Source organism: Maribellus luteus (assembly GCF_003576475.1).
Lineage (GTDB): Bacteria > Bacteroidota > Bacteroidia > Bacteroidales > Prolixibacteraceae > Draconibacterium > Draconibacterium luteum.
The window spans coordinates 55,375-77,009 of sequence record NZ_QWGR01000020.1; the positions used below are offsets into that span (position 1 = coordinate 55,375).

Annotated in this window: 13 protein-coding genes; all 13 read right to left on the reverse strand. The window is 42.3% G+C overall.

The window, feature by feature from the left end; genetic code table 11:
- Positions 1-50: 50 nt before the first annotated feature.
- Positions 51-2,282: an alpha-L-fucosidase gene (locus D1614_RS21730; protein WP_119440103.1), complete on the reverse strand. Its 2,232-nt coding sequence runs from the start codon at positions 2,280-2,282 to the stop codon at positions 51-53.
- A 111-nt stretch (positions 2,283-2,393) separates the two neighbouring features.
- Entirely contained in the window at positions 2,394-2,573 is a 180-nt protein-coding gene (locus D1614_RS21735) for a hypothetical protein (RefSeq protein ID WP_119440104.1), read from the reverse strand.
- A gap of 66 nt (positions 2,574-2,639) precedes the next feature.
- Complete coding sequence (locus D1614_RS21740; RefSeq protein ID WP_119440105.1) at positions 2,640-4,622, reverse strand: SGNH/GDSL hydrolase family protein; 1,983 nt, start codon at positions 4,620-4,622, stop codon at positions 2,640-2,642.
- A gap of 35 nt (positions 4,623-4,657) precedes the next feature.
- Complete coding sequence (locus D1614_RS21745; protein ID WP_206610114.1) at positions 4,658-7,456, reverse strand: NPCBM/NEW2 domain-containing protein; 2,799 nt, start codon at positions 7,454-7,456, stop codon at positions 4,658-4,660.
- Between the two features lie 133 nt (positions 7,457-7,589).
- A complete protein-coding gene (locus D1614_RS21750) occupies positions 7,590-7,835 on the reverse strand; it encodes a hypothetical protein (RefSeq protein WP_119440106.1) in 246 nt (81 codons plus the stop codon).
- Positions 7,836-7,904: 69 nt separating this feature from the next.
- Positions 7,905-8,819, reverse strand: coding sequence for an alkaline phosphatase family protein (locus D1614_RS21755; protein ID WP_119440107.1), 915 nt, complete (start codon positions 8,817-8,819; stop codon positions 7,905-7,907).
- Positions 8,820-8,824: 5 nt separating this feature from the next.
- Entirely contained in the window at positions 8,825-9,799 is a 975-nt protein-coding gene (locus tag D1614_RS21760; protein ID WP_206610115.1) for a metallophosphoesterase family protein, read from the reverse strand.
- Between the two features lie 36 nt (positions 9,800-9,835).
- Positions 9,836-12,337 (reverse strand): outer membrane protein assembly factor BamB family protein, encoded by a 2,502-nt coding sequence (locus D1614_RS21765; RefSeq protein ID WP_119440109.1) that lies wholly within the window; start codon positions 12,335-12,337, stop codon positions 9,836-9,838.
- Positions 12,338-12,360: 23 nt separating this feature from the next.
- On the reverse strand, positions 12,361-14,127 hold the full coding sequence (locus tag D1614_RS21770) for a DUF4091 domain-containing protein (protein WP_162304601.1): 1,767 nt from the start codon (positions 14,125-14,127) through the stop codon (positions 12,361-12,363).
- Positions 14,128-14,210: 83 nt separating this feature from the next.
- Entirely contained in the window at positions 14,211-16,304 is a 2,094-nt protein-coding gene (locus D1614_RS21775) for a family 20 glycosylhydrolase (RefSeq protein ID WP_119440111.1), read from the reverse strand.
- Between the two features lie 12 nt (positions 16,305-16,316).
- Positions 16,317-17,855, reverse strand: coding sequence for an arylsulfatase (locus tag D1614_RS21780; protein WP_119440112.1), 1,539 nt, complete (start codon positions 17,853-17,855; stop codon positions 16,317-16,319).
- A gap of 76 nt (positions 17,856-17,931) precedes the next feature.
- Positions 17,932-19,614 carry a DUF4091 domain-containing protein gene (locus D1614_RS21785; RefSeq protein ID WP_119440113.1) on the reverse strand — a complete coding sequence of 561 codons (1,683 nt, stop codon included), beginning with the start codon at positions 19,612-19,614 and terminating at the stop codon, positions 17,932-17,934.
- Positions 19,615-19,875: 261 nt separating this feature from the next.
- Positions 19,876-21,618, reverse strand: a complete 1,743-nt coding sequence (locus D1614_RS21790) for a RagB/SusD family nutrient uptake outer membrane protein (RefSeq protein WP_119440114.1) — start codon at positions 21,616-21,618, stop codon at positions 19,876-19,878.
- Between the last annotated feature and the right edge of the window lie 17 nt (positions 21,619-21,635).

A 21,635-nucleotide genomic window follows, 5' to 3' on the forward strand; every position in this document is an offset into this window, starting at 1 on the left:
CACTAAACTGCCTCTCAAATACTATCTTTTCAGTGGTATCTCTCAAACACTTACTCCGTTTTCAAAAGGTCAATTTCGGCAATCGCTGCAGCTTTATTTCCTCCGGCAATAACTCGAGATTCAATCCGGAAAAAACGGGCGGATACGGGCGCATTAAAGTAATGAGTCCTGGGAGTCGGATCATTAATCAAGTTCCCAAACTTAAAGGGTTCAAGCGTTTTCCAGCTTTTACCATCCGAGCTTGTTTTAATCAGTCCTTCTTCAATCATGCCATCTGAATTAGCTGTTTGAGGCGTATAAACAAAGCCTGACAAATTCTGCTTTTGTCCTAAATCAATGGCTAAAAAGTGAGCTTCGTTTCGTGTCGAAGTCCAGTACGTTTGGCTATGTTCATCGAAAGCCATGGTTCCAGCGTGTCCATCAGATTCCTGATCAGTACCAATTAGTTTCCAGTCTTTTTTGATAATACCGAAGGTCTTTTCGGCCACACTACCCGACTGGTCTTTGGTGAATGAGCGGGCTTTTACTTGTCCTGACTCATGTAAGAATGGAGTGGTGTATAACGTTGAAGTGTTGGTTGGTTCACTACCATCTAATGTATAACGAATTTCCAAGTCACTATTGATATTTTTTGAAATGTCCTCTCCATGAGGTTTCCAACCAAAATCATGTTTCTTCGGCTCGATTGTCAACTGACCATCAATACTACGCGAAAAAGCAAGTTGCGGCGGACGGTTTTTATAATAATGGGCGGAAACCTTTGCAATAGCAGGAACCATGCGTGACTCCAAGATTCGTAAACGCCATTTTGAAGTGCTTACTGTAGGGAAACGTAAAATCCGTTTGTAACCCACGTTAGTTGCCGACGCAACTTCTTGCCACTGGTTGTCGATCCAGGCATCCAAAGCGTGCTTTTCAACCCGCTCGCTATGGCTGGCAATGGCTTCCTGAATAACAAAGCGGTTGGCTTCCACTTCCGAAGTCATGGTGATTTCAATGGCCTTTTCATCTCCTGCAAGCAATTCGTAAGAGTTTGGATCATTATCCAACACTTCGGCAGGACCTTTAGCTCCTCTCAGCAGATCAGCACCATAAGTTTGCTCGATGCGTTTTCCAAGTTCTTCCAAAACCTGAACGTCTTCGTCCGAGAAACGACCTTGACGATTGGGCGGAATGTTGAGTAGAAAAATAGAGTTTCCTCCAACTGAGCGCTCGTACATGTCGAACACATCATCAGCACTACGCACTTTTTGTTTTGTATCATCGCGATAGAACCAACCTTCGCGAATAGACGTATTGGTTTCTGCTGGTTGATAATGCAGGAACTTTGCCTGGAATAATTGTTCCCTGCTCCCCAATGACTTATCCGTCATGTCCGGGAAATGCTCAGCGATGTTCGGTTTTTCCTGATATGGAATCACGTTCCATTCAGTGTCCCTGGTCTTTCCTGATTCGTTTCCACACCAACGGATGTCCTCACGACCAAAAATAACCGCTTCAGGAGCCAAAGTGTGAATCAACTCTTTCCAAGCCATATAATCGTAAGTCTGACCGCCTTTACGTTTCGGATGAGCTCCGTCAAACCAGACTTCATGAATTAGGCCATATTCGGTCAGCAACTCGAACAATTGGTTCAGAAAATATTCATTGTAATCGTCCACCGTGAATCTAAAGGTGGTTTTATTTTCGAACGGGCGTCCTTCAACCGGGCGAGGGATGACACGTTCCGTCTTTTTACTCAGGTTTCCATACAATCCTTCCGGGTTTTCAATCTGGAATAAATCGGCCGGAGAAAGGTAAACCCCCAGTTTTAAATCATACTTTTTACATGATTCTGCCAAGTCTTTTAAAACATCACCTTTACCATTTTTAAATGGAGAAGACATGATTCCATGCTCGGTATAGCGGCTTTGCCACAGGCAAAAACCATCATGGTGTTTGGCCGTAAAAATCACTTTGGTCATTCCGGCAGCTTTCATCGCCTGACACCACTGGTCGGTATCCAGCTCGCGAAGGTCAAAAATCCGGGGATCTTCCATTCCATTCCCCCACTCCATCCGGGTAAAGGTGTTGGGACCAAAATGGATAAAAGCAATAAACTCATCGTTTAAAGCAGCATATTGGTTGGGAGTCGGTACCACGTGGGCAGCTTTAATGACGATGGAATCCTTTGTATCATTCTGATCGACAGGAATCGTATTCGAGGTTTTCATCAGTTGTCCTGACGGATTTGAACATCCTAAGATGATTGCCAAAAACAGAAACGGTAAGATATTCTTCATATGTAACACTTTTTATATCGGTTTTATTTATTGTTAGAGATATAATGAGCGATGTTAATGAGACTATTATCTAGTTGAAGGCTCTATTAACTATATTGGTTTAAATTGTTTTTATCCTTTATTCTCTACATTCTTAACTTTCCAGTTATCCGCACGAAAAGAAGATGCTGGCAATCCAGCTTTGTTAAATCGGTTTGATTCTGCAAGATTGTTCAAGTCAAAACGCATCGCCACCGATTTATTAACCTCTTCGCTCCACACTTTCACTGTATTGCTTTCAATTTTTGCCAAGCAAGTATGCTTAAAATGATTAGGGAAAAAGTAACTTATTTTTCATGCGATTACAATTTGGTTCAACTATTGATTTACAAAAAAATAGCGTATGCGACAGGCTGTGCCTTTACTTTGTGGATTTTTTTCCCCGGTAATACGCAAGTGCAGCGTATGCTGACCGTTGTCAGGCAAGCTTGCTGCGAGCGTATAATACCACGGGAGATGAAGGTGCATGCTCCATCGGATAAAAAGATCCTGTTTCTGCCAGTTGCCGTCGTCGATCCTGTATTCGATAATTCCTGCATCAGGGCCTGCAGCCACGGCGATTCCTACAGCGTTACCGGAAAAAGTGAACTTTAGAGAACTGTCCTTATCCTTACCAACCAGCATAGGCACATTTACATAATTTGCCCGTGTTCCTTTTTTGTCGCCGGGCTTCCAGTTTTCAACCAACTGCCAGCCTTTAAGTTTTCGGGCATTTTTTATGTCAATCAGTACTCCGCTTCCATAATTTGAATCATCAATCGGGGCAGGTTGAGGTCTGGCTTCAATTTTATCATCTTCTGCCACTGTTCCGACCCAGGATTTTTCCAGAAAAGCTTTCATGGAACGAAAATATACCTCTTGCCCGAATGGCGAAGGATGCAAATTTTTAAAGTCATTTTCCCAGGTAAACTCACCGGCATCAATGCGTTCGGTTACCTCTTTGGCCAGATTTATGGTTGGAATATTGTAATGGGCGGCCACTCTTTCGTGATTCTGAATGACCTCCGGTGTTTGCCCCGAACGGTAGGCTTCGATCTTTTGCGGGTCAACAAAATGCATGATAACAATATCAGTTGCCGGATTATCGGCGCGTACGTGCCGGATGATGCCTTCCATTGCCCTGATTTGCTCTTGGCTGGTTCTTCCATTTGATTCATCATTTACAGCTGCTTCTTCGAACAGCAAATCTACCGGACCACCGGACAATATGTCACGTTCCAGCCGGAATGCCGCCGGAGTAGTTCCCATCGATGGAATACCCGCTGCAATAAATTCAAAATCGGTATCCGGGAAACGTATTTGCAGATAATTGCAGATGCTATCGCGCCATCCGCCATTGTAGGTGATCGAACCGCCGAGGAAAGCCACCCGGCCATTTTTCTCCCGCTGAAATTTAAGCAGACTGTTGCGAATACCATCCCGGTGGATATGGTAATCAGCAGGATCCAGTGGTTCATCGGGTATGCGGGTGTAGTACTTGATCAAGTCTGCTACCAGACGAGGTGTTTCAATGGGGAAATGATGCCCATATAAATCCTGTTTCCCTCTGGTGCAGGGGATAACAGTTGCCGGACCGCCCAGCTTAATGTAACGGTCAACCAGAATGCAGGTATTCTCCTCTGGAGGAACCACCTGGTCGTTCAGCCCAATCATGTGCAGTACTGGCACTTTGGCCAGAGCCAGCTCATCGAGATTATCTACCGGATTATCCGTGTATCTTTTCGCCTCCTCATCCGATGAAAATCCATATGCATCTTTTAATCGTTCCCAGTCGGCATCACTACCTTGTCCCTCTCCAAAGCCACCGGGCCAGCTTTTAAGATCGCAAACCGGTGCTTCGGTGTAAATGCAATTTACTTTTTCCGGATTGCGTTTGGCCCAATTGTAAATAAACAATCCGCCGCGGCTTACTCCTTCGAGTGCAACTTTGGAAAGCAGCTCAAACTCGCTTGTCAGGTAATTGAAAAAGTGGTTCCAAACCTCCATTGCAGCAGGACTTCCATACATGTTGTTGGTGTTGATATAGGCAACATGAAATCCTTCACTTATCAACAAACTGTCCATCTCGGTGTGCCACTCAGGAAAACGTGCCCGCCAGATCCAGGGATTTCCAGGAAGTGATTTGTCGGGCAGTGTTACAAATGCCGGCCGTCCCTCAAAGTCAAAATTAAACCGGACAAAACCTTTCCATTCTGTCTTTTCCCCTGGGAAAGATTTTTTTGAATCTTTTCCTTCAACCGTATAACCTGCTAGTATAAAAAGCAGCAGACCAAGTGCTGCGGTGTGAAATAGTTTTATCATTTTTCGCCAATGTTTTTTCTCTAAATTACTTTGCTTTATTCGATCACCAGCCAGTTGTACGAATTTGCAGGGATGATTATTTTCACCTTCACTTTGTAGTCGCGGCTCACTTGGTATTTCCGGGCTTCCCCTTCCTTTTCCCTTATCATCGCAGTTTTTTCCAGCCCGGTATAATAAAGCGGCAATGTTATTTCGCGCACCATGTCTTCTGCTGTTGGATTGAAAAACATGGCTAATCCTTTTTCCTTCAGTTGCGGATTGACATGTAAAAAACCATCCCAGTCTTTTCCTGACGGGCGCCGCAGGTGAATCAGGTCGCTGTTTAGAATGTCGCGGTACTTTTTATACCAATCAATTACCTTAATAACGAGTTCTTTGGTTTCGGGAGCATCGTACAACCGGGGACCGCGATAACAGGATTGTACTCCCGCGCCATAATTTTGCATCATTTGATTTTCGTAGGCCTGCAAATGATCTTTCAACGGTTCGATAGTAGCAGCGGCACCTCCTCCATGATACTGCGTCAATGGTGTGAAAGTCCAGCACATACTTGGAATTCGGGTCCATAATCCGTCGTAAATATTTTGGCGTCCAAGTACCAACTGTCTTTCGCGTGGCAATGACCAATTCACTTCGCGATAACCAATACCTGTTTTATTTGTGCCTGAATTGATATAAAAATCCGGAACATTCATGTATATACCTTCTCCCCTCATCCATTTGTAAAGATCCTGAATTTGGGCATACTGTTTCCATTGAGAATCTCCGAGTCCGTTGTGATAAGCATGAGTAGTAGAGGCACACACATTACCCGGATAAGAACCATCGTTTTCAAATACGCTCATGCCTGTTTTATCATAAAACTTCCTAATTTGTCTGAAATAATTGTATCCCCATTCACTACATAAACAGGGAGAAGATCCAAATATCATCCCTCCCCGCTTACCTGTTTCGGGGTTGATAACATCCACTTCATCGCTGATCCAACGGCTCGAAAGCAAAGAATAACCGCCCAGTTCAATTCCTTTGAAATGTGCATAATCCACCAGTCTTTTAAAATAAGCATAGTTTTCGGCAGATTCATCTTCCATGTTCACACCGCTTCCGAAACTCAGGATTATCATTTCGTAGCCCACCTCGGCACACTGATCAATAGCCGTTTTAACCACTTCTTCTTTCGAATTGGTCAGATGCAGGAAGATGGGATTCTCGGTCGTCCAGGGCGAAATAGTTCGATACATTTTTCGGATAAACAGTCCTTGTCTTTCCTGTTCGCGTGTATCCATAAGCGTTTCCCAAACCCTGAATGTAGCTAATGTATCGCCAGGCAAAACTGCCGTTTCAGGCCCCAACGGTGGTTTTACTTCCAGCAAACAGGGAGTTTGAAGTCGATAATTGGCTTGTGAGGTATAATTCGGATCGGGTTGCCAGTAAGTAGTAACATCGGAATTTCGTTGTTGCATTCCTCCAAAAGCGTAATCCGTCTCAATGTGAATGTTGGGTTTGATCCACTCGTTCGGTATTTCAACCAGGCTTTCGCCCTCAACCATTGCCAGTTGTTCCAATTTGAATTGATTGAGTTGCACCAGCAGGTTCCCTTTATTAATGACTTCAACCCATTTGCTGATGGTTGGAATGCCATCATAAACTGCGGAATGTACTTTTACCAGAATATCATCTTTGGTTAGTGAAAAGACCAGTTCTTTACCGGTAGGCATTTGATTATTGGCTGCCCATCGAACCCGTTTCCACGATATGCGATCGTCCAAATTTTTTATCTCAAATCCCTGAACCTGAAAAGAATTTGGAGTGGCACAAAGCTGATCAACCCAACTCATAAGGGTATAACCATATTCCGGTTGCGCACTCAGTCCGCCAATGGTGTATGTTTTGCCATCGATGGTTAGTGTGCCTTCGTTCGACACAGCCCTTAGCAAGCTTTCCCCGGTCATTTGGTTCATGTAGTCGATAGTGGCCAGATTGGGTGAAAGGCGAAACACACGAGCCACCAGCCCATTGGTAAGCACAATATCTTTGTTGATATTGGCACGAAAAACACCGGCTTTGACTTTTGAATTGTCAATCAGCCAATCATTTTCCGAGTGAGCCAGCGGATATTCAATTTCGGGTAATTGGCTGATCTGTGCATCCAGCATCTTTTTTATTGCTCCTTCTTGTTCAATGACTTCCACGTAATCGATTTGTGCAACGGTTGGTGCAATCTCAAAGTATTCTATCTGAGGATTGATCCATACGGCATGATCACCGCTTTCTCCATCTCCGGCATCTTCAACAATCAATTCCAGTATCCCCCCACGTACTTCTTCATTAATCGTTTTTACAGTATCGCCCTGGTACATGATTCCACTGTTGTAAATCTCCTTACCATTATGCAGCAGCTTAAATACAACACTCCCCGAATCAACCGTGCCATTCTCTCCTTCTATGCCAGCAAATTGTTTTTGATCATCTGTCAGTCGATAAAAAACCCTCTTTCCATCAACCAGCGGAACTGTTTGAATATCTTCATCATTGTAATCAATTTGTGAATCGTTCACTCCAATCTGCGCAGTAAAACGATTTCCTTTATTCATTTTTATTTTGATTACAGAATGCGAATGAACGCCAATGCCATCTTTAAACTTAACACCTGCAACGGATAACAACTCTCCCGTAACCGAATGATTTTTTACCGGGGCACCATAGGTTTGCTGTGCCAGTGAAATATCCATTTCCTGAATTTTGACAAACTGCTGGGCGTTTGACGTAATAAATAATCCTGCTACAAGCGCAAAAAGAACAATACCAATTTTCATACTCAAATTAACTTTCATTTTGAAAATAATAGTTTTGCTAAAGCTATAAAACAGTTAGAACATTGCGGCCCAAATCATTGCCATACTGGCTGCCTCCACACATAATTATGTAGTAAAAGGATAAATAGAACAGTAAAAAATTCCCCCGTTTTCAATAAAAATAAGATTTTATCGGCCCCAAAATACCTTTGTCCTGATTCCAAACAGGTTTGCGTATATTTTCTTTTGCTTTTTCAGGCAATTTGGCGTAGGCCGCTATCTCTGTCAAACACCAACCATATCCTTCAATTTCCAGAGAAGTTGCATGTTCCGCGTTCCACCATTTTAGTTTACTATCCTGTGAAGCATCACAAAATGTTAGCAGGAAAATAAATCCTGGTTTAGGATAGTTAAACATGCACTCTTTCTATTGAAATTTAGAAGAAGCCGAGAATCAACTACACCTTGATCTAACAAGCACTTACTTCTATTCAAATATAGACCGGGGAACTTCACCCACCCAGGGTAAAGGTATTTGGCAATTAAAAAGATACGCAATAGTAGCAGCCGTATTTACCGTATTATTAGGTTCTTCAAGCAAAGTTCCTTTCTTAATAGTTGGTCCAGTGATACACCAGGGAACTTCCATTTCTGTGGGACTTACTCCTCCATGGCCATTGCCAACTCCACCATGATCTGAAATAAACATGAAATGAGTGTCCTTGTACAATCCCTTTTCTTTCATCCAACTCAAAAATTCTCCAATATGTACATCGGCTTCTTCAATGGATTGAATGTATTCGGGTGACATCCAGTTATGTTTATGTCCGGCATGATCAGTATGCACCGAGTATAAAAACACACAAGTTGGCTGGTTCTTATTTTCCTCAATAAAGTCAAAGGCTTTCCGGTAATTTTCCACATAACCATCATTTTCTAAAAAGCTAACCTCATCCAGATAGTTCTGATTATAGGGATACACCAACGGTCCCCAGTTGTAATAGAAGGCCGTTTTAACGTTAGGTACCTGTTTCTTTAACACCTCAAAAATTGAAGGATAATAACCGGAGTTGTCCTTCACAATCGCAGGTAATTTAATATTTTCAAGTGTCCAGTCATTTCCAACAACTCCATGTTGCTCCGGGCCACTACCTGTCAGGTGGCTTGTCCAGTTTGGAAGCGTAACAGAAGGCATTACATTCCTGGTTTTAAGCGATAATACTCCTTGTTCTGCCAATTTGTCGAGATTCGGATGTCTGGCTTTTTGATAGCCTTCAATACTAATACCGTCTAATGCGATTAAAATTATTCGCTTTGATTTTGGTAATTTATCACCGGAAAAAACGATCAAAGGGGAACATGTTATGAGAATTACAATTAGTGCGATAACTTTTTTAAACATTTTTCTTAAATCTTAAGTTTTCTATTTGATATCATTGGTGCAATCGGGCTGTTCTCTGTGGGTTTGGGAAAGCCCAAATCATCGGGAGAAGGCCCAACAAATTGGCTCTGAATGCCTTCGATTTGAATCTTCTTTTTATCTATTTCGACAAAAGCAAACAAAGGTTTTTCGTAAGGAACTGTATATTTTATCCAGGGGTATTTTTCGTCTATTTCCTTGCTGTAACGAATGGTTTGATAATCGCCTCCCAACCAGCTATACGACATACTGTTAATTTGAATGTAGTAAATTCCGTTTATCGAAGCTGCATAATCGGTATGATGGTGACCACTAAAACAAGCGACTACTTTTTCAAATCCCGCTGTTTTGTTGGCTGCTTCAAGAATAGCCCTTATTTCATTCTGATTTTCAACTCCCAATTCCACATTCTCAAGGCTCTGATGCGAAAACACAATACAAGGCAGATCTGTTGTTGCCAGATCATTTTTTAACCATTCTACTTGCTCCTTTCCTATAAATCGGGCATATCCGGCAGCTTTATCCGGCGAGGGATTTTTATCATTTCCATCGAGTACAATAAAATGGAATCCATTCTGGTTAAAAGAATAATACTTTTGGGAGGTATTCCAGAATTCAAGAACCTGCTCGCGGGAAAAACCTCCGTCCATGTCATGGTTTCCGAGTACATGGTATTTGTCCCCGGTATAATCATTAAAAAGCCCAAGGAATTTCTTGTTTTGCTCGTAAGGCCGGCAAAAATCACCCAGTTGAATAATGAAGTCAAGTTCTTGTTTCGTAGCTTCATCAATAAAAGCCTGCAAGCGCTTATCAGCATCGTGCATAATGTCTTTGTGGACATCAGCACACACTCCAAAACGCACATGTTTTTTGGAACCTCGACTCAATGCATTTACACCAAGAGGCAACATCAGAATACCTGCACCACCAACGCTATATCGAATAAAATCACGTCTTTTCATCACTTAAATATTTTTATAGAAACATTTAACATCCTATCACTTTTTTGCACTGGTAAAACAATACACATTCCCGGCAAAGTCACAGATATAGAATCGCTTACCATCCGCTGCTGCCGATGTAACTACCGGTGCTCCCAGTTTCGTTTTCCACAACAGCTTTCCACTGTCCGCATCCAGGGCATAAACCCGGCCATCCATCGCTCCGAAAACAAGCTTATCCCCAATCAACAAGGGCGTAGATTCTATACTTTGCTGACGATCGGCATAATAAGAAGGCGTGTACAACAATGCCGGCTCCACTTCGAAAAGCCAAAGCTGTTCTCCTGTTTCGCGGCTAACAGCAGCAATTCCCGGATGAGATCCCGCAATAATAAAATGATCCTTCAAAATAATCGGGGCTGAAGTTCCGGCTTGCTGCAATCCTGTTTTGTATGTTTGAATTGTTTTCCCTGTTTTCAGGTCCAGCTGGTGTAAAATGCCCGGAACCGCATTCTCCGGTCCCTTTCCGGTTACCCAAAGCGAACCATCAATGTAGCTCAAAACGCCGTCGCGAAACCGCAAGTCTGCATCACTTCGTTTCCAAAGTAATTTGCCCGTGTGAAGGTTATGCGCATAAATTGCCTTCCATTGGCTGGATGTAATTAAAACATCATCAGCAAGGGTCATAACCGGAGTGGTTCCTTCACCACTTTCCCAATCGTCATTCGTCCACAACACATCTCCAGACAATACATCCAGCGCACTAAGCGATTTTCCAAACCCGGTATAAACCACCTTCCCGTCAGTAACCAGGCCCGAAACAAATCCGGGCAAACGATTATAATGCAAGTCACGCTCCCAAACCAATTGCCCGGTCGATACATCAACAGCATAAGTGATTCCCTGCATATCTGTTGCGATAACAATTCCCTGCGCAACAACCACTTGATTTTTTACACTGTTCCGGGTATGGTATCGCCATTGTTTTTTCCCGTTTACAGCATCCACCCCAACCAGGTAACAAGCTTTAGCATTCCCATCGTCGAAGCTTGCTGTAACCAGCATATTTTCAAATAAAACCGGCGAACTCATAAAAATGTTACTTCCAATGTTGCTGGTCCACTGCAATTGGTATGGCACTTCATGTTCTTCGTCAACCACCGGGTTATGAGCAGCATTTCCTGCCAGGTTAAACCATTGGCCATTTATATTAGCTTCGTTTGATTGTACTACCGAGAATGAATGTTTGGCATTTAGAATTTCACCACTGTGCAAAAACGCATTTACGACCAAAGTGTAGTGATCACTTTCTTTCGGAGTCAATGTTGTCCCCCACGTCCAGTCCGACTCCTGAGTCATTTTTTGCCATTTGCTCTGATCCAGTGCGGAGTTCCAATTAAGTCCTTCATCACCATAAAAAGCGTAACGAACACTATCAACTTCCGCCCCGGTATGATAAACATTTGCAGCCAGCTGAATTTCTCCCGCGGCATTCTGTATTGCCACATTCTTTTGAGGATTAATAATTTCTATTTTTCTGTTGAGATTGGTCCATCTAAAATGAGAAGAAGTATTTCCCTGTTCATCCACATCAATCACCCGGAAACCAGAGGGAGAATGATCGATACCTCCGGCAGCCAGTGTTGAAGTTCCATACGACATCACGCCCGACTCGCCATGTTCTTTAGCCATATTGGTGTGCCAGTGCCCGTACAACCAGGCTTTCAAGTTGTATTCAGTCAAATTTATTACTTCATCATCATTGACCTTGAAGTCAAATTCATCACCGTTGGTTAGCAAATCATGGTTAAAGAATATTTTTGGCTGCTCCGCAGGATAAGTTTTCATTAGGTTTTTCAACCAGGTACCAATGTCTTCCCGGTTAAAAGAAGGCTTATAATCTCCTTTCATCATCGGTGTAATAACAAACAATGTATTTGCTTCTTCAAAAGCATACCATGCCGGGCTAAAACACTGTTCAAAGAACTGTTCGCCATAATCGCCTTTGATCAGATCGTGATTCCCCAAACAATAATAGACTGGTACCCCAAACTTCCGGGTCGTGATGTTTTCTGCATGCCAGGCCATACCAATTTGGTAACAAATATCGCCGGTGTGAATAACAAAATCAGGCTGATGCACCTGGGCATACTGTTTTAACTGATCAACCCAATCCCGGTACTCATAAGTTTCTGTATCGGATATCTGAATGAAGCTAAGTTGCTTTTTTCGCTCCTTTGGAGTAAGGGCAAAAACATATTCCTTTCGCGACTCAGAAATGGGAAGGAAAGATTCTCTACAATTAAAATTGGCTCCCGAGTATAGCGTTACAAAACGTTGCTTGCTCCACCCCGGCAAACTGAAGTTTCCGTTTTTGTCCGTTTTTTCAACATTGAGACCATCGGACACCACACAGTCCTTTGCTCCGTGCTCATCGGGATCCATTTGTCCATTGTTGTTTGTATCGACAAATACGTGTCCGTGTAGTTGAGCTTTTGAAACAGAAGCACAAAAAAAGAAAGATATTGTTGCTAATATAATAATCGACAGTTGTTTCATAACTTCTTTATCACTCAATAATACTACCTGGAAAGATCTTCGAGGCTTCGTTTCGCATTCTGCATCAATGCATTAAAAGCTTCCGGTTTTTGAGAAATCCTCATTTGCTCGAGTACCCCATTGAGCCGTCCAAGCTTTTCCATTGCTTCTGCCGATGAATTATTTTGAAACTCTTCTTTTAATATCCTGATTTTCTCTGCATCCTGAATTCCTTCTATCAGACGTTCAAACCTGATGGAACTGCGGGCGTTTGGATAAACAACGTAAGTATCACCCGCAGGCCAGGTACGAAAACGTGAATCAATCAAGGGGTCTTTCACCCAATGATTGTATGCCCAACGCAAGAAACCATCAAAATCGGCAGCCATTGTATACCACCCAATAAAAGCTGCTTCTCCGGGATCAGAAAATGAAAATACGTTGGGAAAAACATCAGAACAGCACACGTACCAGGTTGACAAATAGCCTTTTTCTTTACGGTACTGTCGAATATCCGGCTCAATTTCAGCGCCATAGGCTACACTTAAATCGGTCAACTGATCAGGGAATTTTTTATAATTCCAATGGTTGTCGGCAAAACCAACACCCAATTCAGGAGCCACTTCAGCCAGCAGTTTCATTGTCGCATTCATTTCTGCCGGTGATCGTTCATCCATCGCCATGCAGGTTATATCAGTCCATCCTTTTTGTTCCAGATGCTTAAGGAAATCTTTCAGAAAAGGAGTCCAGATTTCTTCGAACTCTTTTGTTCCGGCTTTTGCAATTACTTTTATTTCTTCTCCTACCGAAGCATCAAAGTAGTATAGTTCGTTTCCCCATGGAACCATTGAATAACAACTAATTTGTTTGTCAATTCCCAAATCCATCATGAATTGTACCCACTGATCAAATATGGAATAATCGTACGCCCAGCTTCCATCTATCTGTTTTTCCCAGACAATCATTGATTTGTATTCATCTTCGGTTTGCCCTCCCCATGGACGGTTATTCAAGGTTGCTGTTATTACCTTTTGCCCTGCATTGGCTAACATTTTCATTACCGGGCGCAAAAGGTCCCAATGTTCTGCCGACCACGGTTCAACCTCGTGGTAGCGAGCTACTGCGTATGGATTTTGCCATAAATCAAGATGAAATTTCCACTCAGAAGGATCAGGCAGGATCCGGTCGACAACTTCTATGCGAAAATTAAACTTACTATGTTTCTTTCCATTTAATTTCAATTGCAGGATCGAAGTATAGATTCCAGGCGTCGCATCCGCAGGAACGTCAAACGTAAGCCAAACCGGCCGGGTTGATTGCGCCTCCATTTCAAAAGCGGAAAGCGAATCAAGCATATCCGGACTGATCCTGGCAATAAAATCTTCGGGTTTACGGTAGCCACACCCCGGGCCAAACTCGTCGGTTAATACATAACGCACAAAACGAGCGTTGGCGATAGCTGCAGGCAAAACCGCACCATTCTGTGACTTAAAATCGCCAAACTGGCATTCAACAATTCCCGCAGGCTCATTATTCCATAACACCAGTTGTGCAGAAATTTTCTCGTTACGCCAGGCAAAACCCTTCCATTCTGTTTTCGGATCCAAATCAGGAACGGAGCTCTTTTCATACCGGGAATCGATTGATCCAATGGAAGCATGCAAACCTGCTTTCACGTCATTCCAATTGGCTAAAGTGTCCGGAGCCGGATCGGGCGCCTCGGCATATGTTTGGGGCCGTTCAACTATTGATTTTGTTGAACATCCTTGTATCAAAAACCAAAATACAGCGAGAAGTAATATGTTTTTCATTTTATCTCGGGTAAATTTATTATCTATCATTTTGTTTTTTCCCATTGCAAAAACATGAGCAGAAGCTCATATCAATAGTTCTCTTATTCGTTGTGTTTATCCGGGGAAAATCTTAAACCTGTCATATCTAAAGGAACAAACGTAAACATCCAGTTTTGAAAATCGGTTGCATAAGGTATCTTAACGACAATGTGATTCCAGCCTTGCTTCAACTTCACTGTTACAGGTTTTCGCAGCCAGTATAATTCTTCGTCAGCCCACGGAATTTCCTGCTCAGCTGGGGTTCCCCAGCCACTCTGCTTACTTGATGTCCACCCCGGATTTTCCCATTCCGGACCTTGCAATTCCTCCCCATTTATCCATATTTTTCCACCGCAATTATCCCACGAACCATTCCGGGGAATTCCGGAGTAAACGCGATTCGCCCGCAGTGGTGTTTCAAAGTTAATCCAGGTAGCTACTTCCTGTTCAGAATCGCTGTAAAGATTCGTGTAAGCATACACAATTTGTCCCGCTTTCGCTTCGGGGAAATAACCGTCTTTCAACCACCGTTGTTTCAGAACCAGGGTATTACCGGTTGCCGGTTTCGTATCTATCCCTTTTTCCTTAAGATATTGATTCAACTCACCTTCCTCCAAATTTAATAGCTTCTCTCCTTCTTCGCTATCCAAGGGGCCAGCTATACTCCAAAATTTATCGGTTTGTTTCTGATAGAGAAAAGGCTGATTCTGGAAATAGCGCTCTTTATGATCAAGCAAGTACCCTTCAAAAGCTTTAAAATACTCAAAGGCGTTAGTGTTTGTTTCGGGTAAAACCACCATGTATTTATCGGGGGCAGAAATTACATCGGCCATCCAGCAAACCCATGCATAAGTAAGTAGTCCGCTATAAACCGGATTCTGTGATAAGGCATCACCCTGGTGCCGTAAATTAACATCGGGCCACAAACAAACTATCCCTCCGAGAATATCATTATCTGATCCTTTTCCCAATGGCCTGAAAAACAAGGTTGGAATATAGGACATTGGTTCCCCAGCATTCATATAACTCTTTCGCGAATCAATTTCCATCAAATTGGCGCCATTTGCAGGAAAAGCTCCTCCCCAGGTTTGCCGCACAACACTTTCAGGCGCATTCAATCCCGGGCTCCAAACGATGGCTTTCCGTCCATTTGCTTCCACAATATCAACCATTCGATTAATAAATTCATCGGGGTTATTGATATGAATTTCATCGGAACCAATATGAATGGCCGGAGCCATTTCCAAAGGTATTTCTGTAAAAAATTCAAGAAGAATATTTTCCAGGGCTACCATTCCTTCTGCTGATTCCATTTTAAATCCCATCGCTTTGGTAAATGAATCGCTGTGACCGGGCATATCAATTTCGGGAATAACACTTATTTGTTTTTTGCGCGCGTACCGGATTAACTCGCGGATTTGCTCATACGTATAATACATTCCTGGATTACGTGTTGGCCGATGATTTTCGGCAGCGGTTAATTGCGGGTAAACCTTGCTTTCGATGCGCCAGGCCGGTCGATCTGTTAAATGCCAGTGAAAGGTATTTAACTTGTAAGCAGCCATAATATCCAGCAAATCTTTTAAAGCAGAAATGCTCTGAAAGTTTCGCCCCACATCGATCATAAAACCACGAACAGCATGCGCCGGCCGGTCTTCGATTGTGCAGACTGGAACTCGGTTGCCTTGTTCTCCGGAACTTTCTCCGATCAACTGTTTCAGGGTTTGCAACGCATAAAAGAAGCCCGCTTCGGTTGCTGCGGTAACGTGTATTTGCTGATCAATAATTTTCAGTTTATAAGCTTCCTTTTCCAGGCTTTGGTTGTATTCAAATTGTACGGAAAAATTTGCTGCCGGATCAATTTCAAGCCGGTGCAAGTCCGACAGTTCATAAAACTCATCAACAATATTTTTCGGAATATCTTTGAAAAAGGCCGGAGTCCAGGACTTGATGTACACATCGTTTTTTTTCCAGCTCACTTTTTCGGGATATGGGATGAGTTTTACGGGCGCTTCTTCCAATTCGGAAGCAGAGTACCGGGCTTTGAATTCAACCTGGGCATCCTTTTTATTTAACACTGAAACAACGTCCTGCGTTATTCCATTCTTTAGGATAAAAAGCGTAAAAATCAGTAGAAATAATAGTTTTCGTTTCATTGTATTTCAGTATTAATCGATAGCCGGGAACGGATGAACTTCAGAACGAACATGCTCCTTTTTCATAATTCCCTCTATCTGTTGTACAATTTCCGGATGCTCAGCAGCCAGATCAACTTGTTCCTGCGGATCTGTTTTCAAATTGAAAAGCTGGATTGTCAGATTTCCCTCATTCATTTCAGACCGGTAACCTTTCCAGTTTCCCATCCTTACAGCTTGTTGTCCGCTATAAGCTTTCATCGGGAATTCCCAATAAAGGAATTCTTTCTGCTTTTGCTCCTCTCCTTTCAGTGTGGGTAGAAAACTGGTTCCATCAGTGTCCACTTTGTTTTTGAGCCCGGCAATTTCATTTAACGTGGGCATCACATCCCAAAAGGCAAATGGATGTCCGGTTTGGGTTCCGGGAGCCACCACTCCGGGCCATGAAACAATGAGAGGAACACGGATTCCACCTTCCCGCAGGAATCCTTTTCCCCAGCCCCATTCACTTTTGAAAGGTTTGGCACTATCAAAAAACGGAGAATCGGTTCCCCCGTTAAAAGTCGGACCATTGTCGCTGGTAAACATGATTACCGTATTTTCATAAAGTCCTTCCTGCTTTAATTTTTCGATCAATTTGCCAACCTGCATATCCAGGTAACTGACCATTGCGGCATAGGTTGCATGGGGCGTCCGGTTTGGAAAATATCCTTTTTGTCCCAGGTAAGGCTCTTCTTCGCCAAACAGTTCCTCATAATAACTCAGGAATTCAGAGCCGGCCGGTACCTGTAACGGGGCATGAGGTAAGATGGGAGCAAAATACAGAAAGAACGGATTCTCTTTGTTCTGCTCTATAAACCGAAGCGACTCATCCAGCATCAAGTCCGGGGCATATTCATTGGAAGTATACTTTTCATAACTTGCCGGATCGTGCGGATCACTTCCTTTATCCAAAGGAGTCCAAACCGGCGTGTACTCATTATCTAACAAAACCTGCTGGTCATTTTTCCACAAATGCAGGTTGTAATAATTATGCCCCTGCCGCTGGCACATATCACCATAGAAAAGATCAAAGCCCTGCTTATTCGGATGTCCTTCGGTTAGCGGGCCTCCCAATCCCCACTTCCCAACGCAGGCAGTTCGATAGCCTGCCTGTTGCATTAGCTCGCCTATGGTTACGATGGTATCCGGAATAGGGCGCTGTCCTTCCAGCCCGGGATCTTTGATCACCTCCCTGAAGTCCCAGTTCTTTTTTGTAGCTCCCATTTCGTCGTTGATCCTTACATATGCATGACCAGAATGTTTTCCCGTAAGCAACACGCCCCGCGATGGAGCACAAACCGGGCTTCCGCAATAAAAATCAGTAAACCGGATACCGTTTGAAGCTAAACCATCAATATTTGGTGTTTCAATCTTCTGCTGACCGTATGCGCCTAGTTCGGCGTACCCCAAATCATCTGCAAGAATAAATACAATATTAGGCTGCCTATAACGTAATTCTTCCCTTTTGCATGAACTGGTTATCAATAAAATGGTCACTAACAGCAAGTTCAATGAAGAGTTTCTTTTCATTTCTTTCTTTTATATTCTAATTTATTTCACTTTAATTAGCATCATATTCTTTTGTTCGCATTTGAGGATAAACTTTTTATTCCGATAGTTCCGTTAAAATTTCTTTTCGTAATTTTCTGAAATGCAGGATACTTAAATCGTAATGATCAAATCCGAATACGATCTGCTGAACTATTTCTTTTGCTTTATCAGGATTCTTCTTTTCAAGCATTTTTAATAATTCATAGTCCACAATTCCGTCGCGCATGGCTTCGAGCCGAATGCTGGGCAAAAGTTTATCCACTGCTGGATAAACAATATTCATATCGCCGGCCGGCAGCGTATTTCCGGCGTAATTCATATCTGTTGTTACAGAGTACGGATCATTATCATCCGCACGCCAATGGTTCAACCCCCAATGGAGGTATCCAGTAATCCCGTACCGGTAATTTATCCAGTGCAGGATGCGGGTCTTTATCAGCGGTTGTTCGATAAAACGATTGGCAAAGTTTTCCTGTGGTCCCAGGCAAGTATAAAACCAAACTTCTTTCCCTTTTTCCTGCTGTTTTTGATAAAATTCGAGATCATCTTTTAAGAAATTTAACTGAGGTACCCAAATATCAATTGAACCGTCAAGGTCACTGGAATGGCAGGCTTCAATAATTTTTATTTCCGGAATAAGCTTTCTTACATATTCCGAAATTTCAGCATATGATTTTTTGTTTGATTCGATGGGCTCGTCGGCTATGTGTTGCCAGTAAATATCGAGCCAACCATTTTCTTTCAGGTTTTTCACCAGTGCCGGGAAAAACTGATCGTAAAAATTACGGGCTTCTGCTTCATTTACATCGTAATCTTTCAACTCCCATTGGTCTTCTGTTTTTTCAGGTACCTTTACAACGAAAGGTCCCATCCAGTCTTGTGGCAGGCGACCTCCAATATGGCCCCCTTCAATGTATTCGCAACATCCTGCGTCAACCATTAATTTCACCATCCGATTAAAATTGGAAAAGTCGAAAGTCCAGGTATTGTCTTCTTCTTTAAAATCGGTTAAATCGAGTGGACGAAGCAACACCACATTTTGCCTGTATTCGGCCATTTTATCTGCCATTATTTTGGCGTATTTCCAGTAATCATCTGAGAATTTTTCGAGCTTTTTGTCCTTGCTCAATAAATCAAGACGTTCGAAACTGAACCAATTGGTTATCAGCAAGCTGGTTTTATCAATTACCGGTTGAAAAACTTCAATACTGATTTCTTTTTGAATTTTTATTTTTTGCAGTCCTTTTTTAGTGACCAGAGTAATATCTCCTTTGTAAATTCCCGGTGTAGCATCCCGCGGAATTTTTATGGAAATCCAAACAGGTTGTGTCATTCCGGCTGGAATATCCATGCTAGTATCATCCAGTATAGGATCCGGATAATAACCTGAAGCCGTTTTTAAATAATCGCGCCCCGGATTGGGAACTGGCCGGTCGACCGGTACAAAACCAACAAAACCGGTTTTTATCTCCGTCAGCTTAATGCCGTTCAAGGTTGGTTCATTTACTTTGATAGTAACATCTTCGAGTGCAAATCCTGAACGAATGACGAACTGAAAACCGGCATCTTCTCCGCGCGCAACATCAGCATGAGCTTTTTGCATGGGAAAATAAGAGGACTCGGGAAATACCTTTTTTAAGGGATCTACGTATTGAAAAACTATTTCTTTTTGATAGTTTAAACAACTGCTCAAAGAAAGAAAAACGGCGATAATGATGAAATTAATCTTGAAGTTCATATTGTTTCAGTTATTTATACCAGTTTTACTCGTAGCGTCGAAAGTAGTTGCGGATTATTGAGATTCAAAACAGCTGATTTAAATAAAGAGGGAGAAAACTCCCTCTTTTTTTCTAACTAACCTAACTAATCTAAATTCGGATTTAAGGTAAAACATTTCCTACAAGAAAGGGAAGTAATCACCTAAATAATAGAGCATTACTCCAAATTCACGCTTAAATCAGAGAAAAATATAGTAACATCTTCACGTAAAAGTATTATTCTATTCCCAGCCCGGGTTCTGCCCCAGATCAGGATTAAGTGTCAACTCGTTAGTAGGAATTGGCATTAAATAGTCGCGCTCTGGGTTAAAGTGATAACCAGATGGTAATACTTTCAAATAAGGATCGATATAACCATCGCCATCAACCAACAAGGTTTCGCCAATTACGATGTTATATTCATTTTCCAGGTTGCTTCCGATAAATTTAAACCCTTTCAGGCGTTTGCCCACGAAAAGCTCATGTGCCCTCCAACGCATTAAATCATCGAAACGGAAACCTTCACACGCCAACTCAACTCTCCTTTCTCTTCTAATCTCATTGATAATCGGACTCAATTCGGGGAATTGCCAATTTGAATCAGTTGCAATATTATTCAATTGAAGGTGAGGCATATTTACACGGTCTCTTAGTTGATTTACCGTCAAATCTAAATCAGTTTGTGTTAGTGTTTCCAATTCTGCTTTAGCTTCGGCATAAATCAGCAAAATTTCCGCATAGCGGTAAATAATTGCTGCAGTAGTTCCTATATCACCAGCCTTTTGCTGTTCAAAATCGGGGCTACCACCTTTACGCAACTGGAAACCACTTGTATTTCGGGCACTACCCGTTTTTTCTAAGTCTGGTTTTTCAAAAACGGTTGTCAATTCGCCATTTTTAATTTCTTTGGCTGCTCCTGGTAAATAAAGAGTTTGGGACAAGCGAGGGTCTCGATCAGCCGCTACAGCCTCCAAACTTCCTTCTCCTTGGTATAAATTACTTAAAGAGATTGGATTTCCATCAGTATCCAAATAACTATCAACTAATGACTTTGACAATCCAGTATTTCCACCAATACGAGGAATATAGCGATGTACATTATGAGTCACACCCAAATCAACATCATACTTTTTCCAAAAGATAACCTCACTATTTCCAGACAAGTCAACTTGGTTGAATAGCGTGTAGTAAGTATCATCAACATTTCCTGTGTTGTATAATGAATAATGACCTTCATCAATGATTTTCTTTGCAGCTTCTGCTGCCAGTTTCAAGTAGCTAGTACCATCAGAACCGCTAACTCCATAATCCGTCCCGGCATGGTATTTCTCCCATGTTCCTTCAAAAAGGCAAATTCGTGCTTTCAAGGCTAAAGCTACATCTTTGTTTACCCTAAAAGCCTCAGCTTTGTCTACTGCTGGCAATTTTGTAATTGCGATATCCAAGTCTGTTAAAATTGAATCGACAACTGCTTTTCGAGGAGTCCTAGCCTCATATAATCCTTCAGAATCAGTCGACAAAGGCTTGCTATAATAAGGAACATCACCAAATTTCTGAACCATTCCGAAATAAAGTAAGGCTCTGAAAAAATGGCCTTCACCTACATAATTGTCAATCAGCGTTTGGTCTCCTTCTACTGTTGAAACATTGTCGAGGAAGTAATTGACAGAACGGATGTTTCCCCAGTCCCAACCGCCACCTGAGGCTGGAATTGTCCAGTTTCCTGCCAAACGGCTATTATAAGTTCCCGGAATTAAGTTATCACTGTTATTATCGAACCAAAAGATTCCCCCATTCCATCCACTGTGAACCGGGAAGGCACCATAAAAGCTATTGGCATACAATTTCAAATCGTTGGGTGTTTTCCAGAAAGTTTGCGGCGCAATTTCATCCAACGGATAGCGATCTAAAAAGTCTTCAGTACACGCTGACATGACCACTATAAATGCAATAGCTAAACTAATATATGTTCGTAATTTCTTCATAATTATCAATATTTATA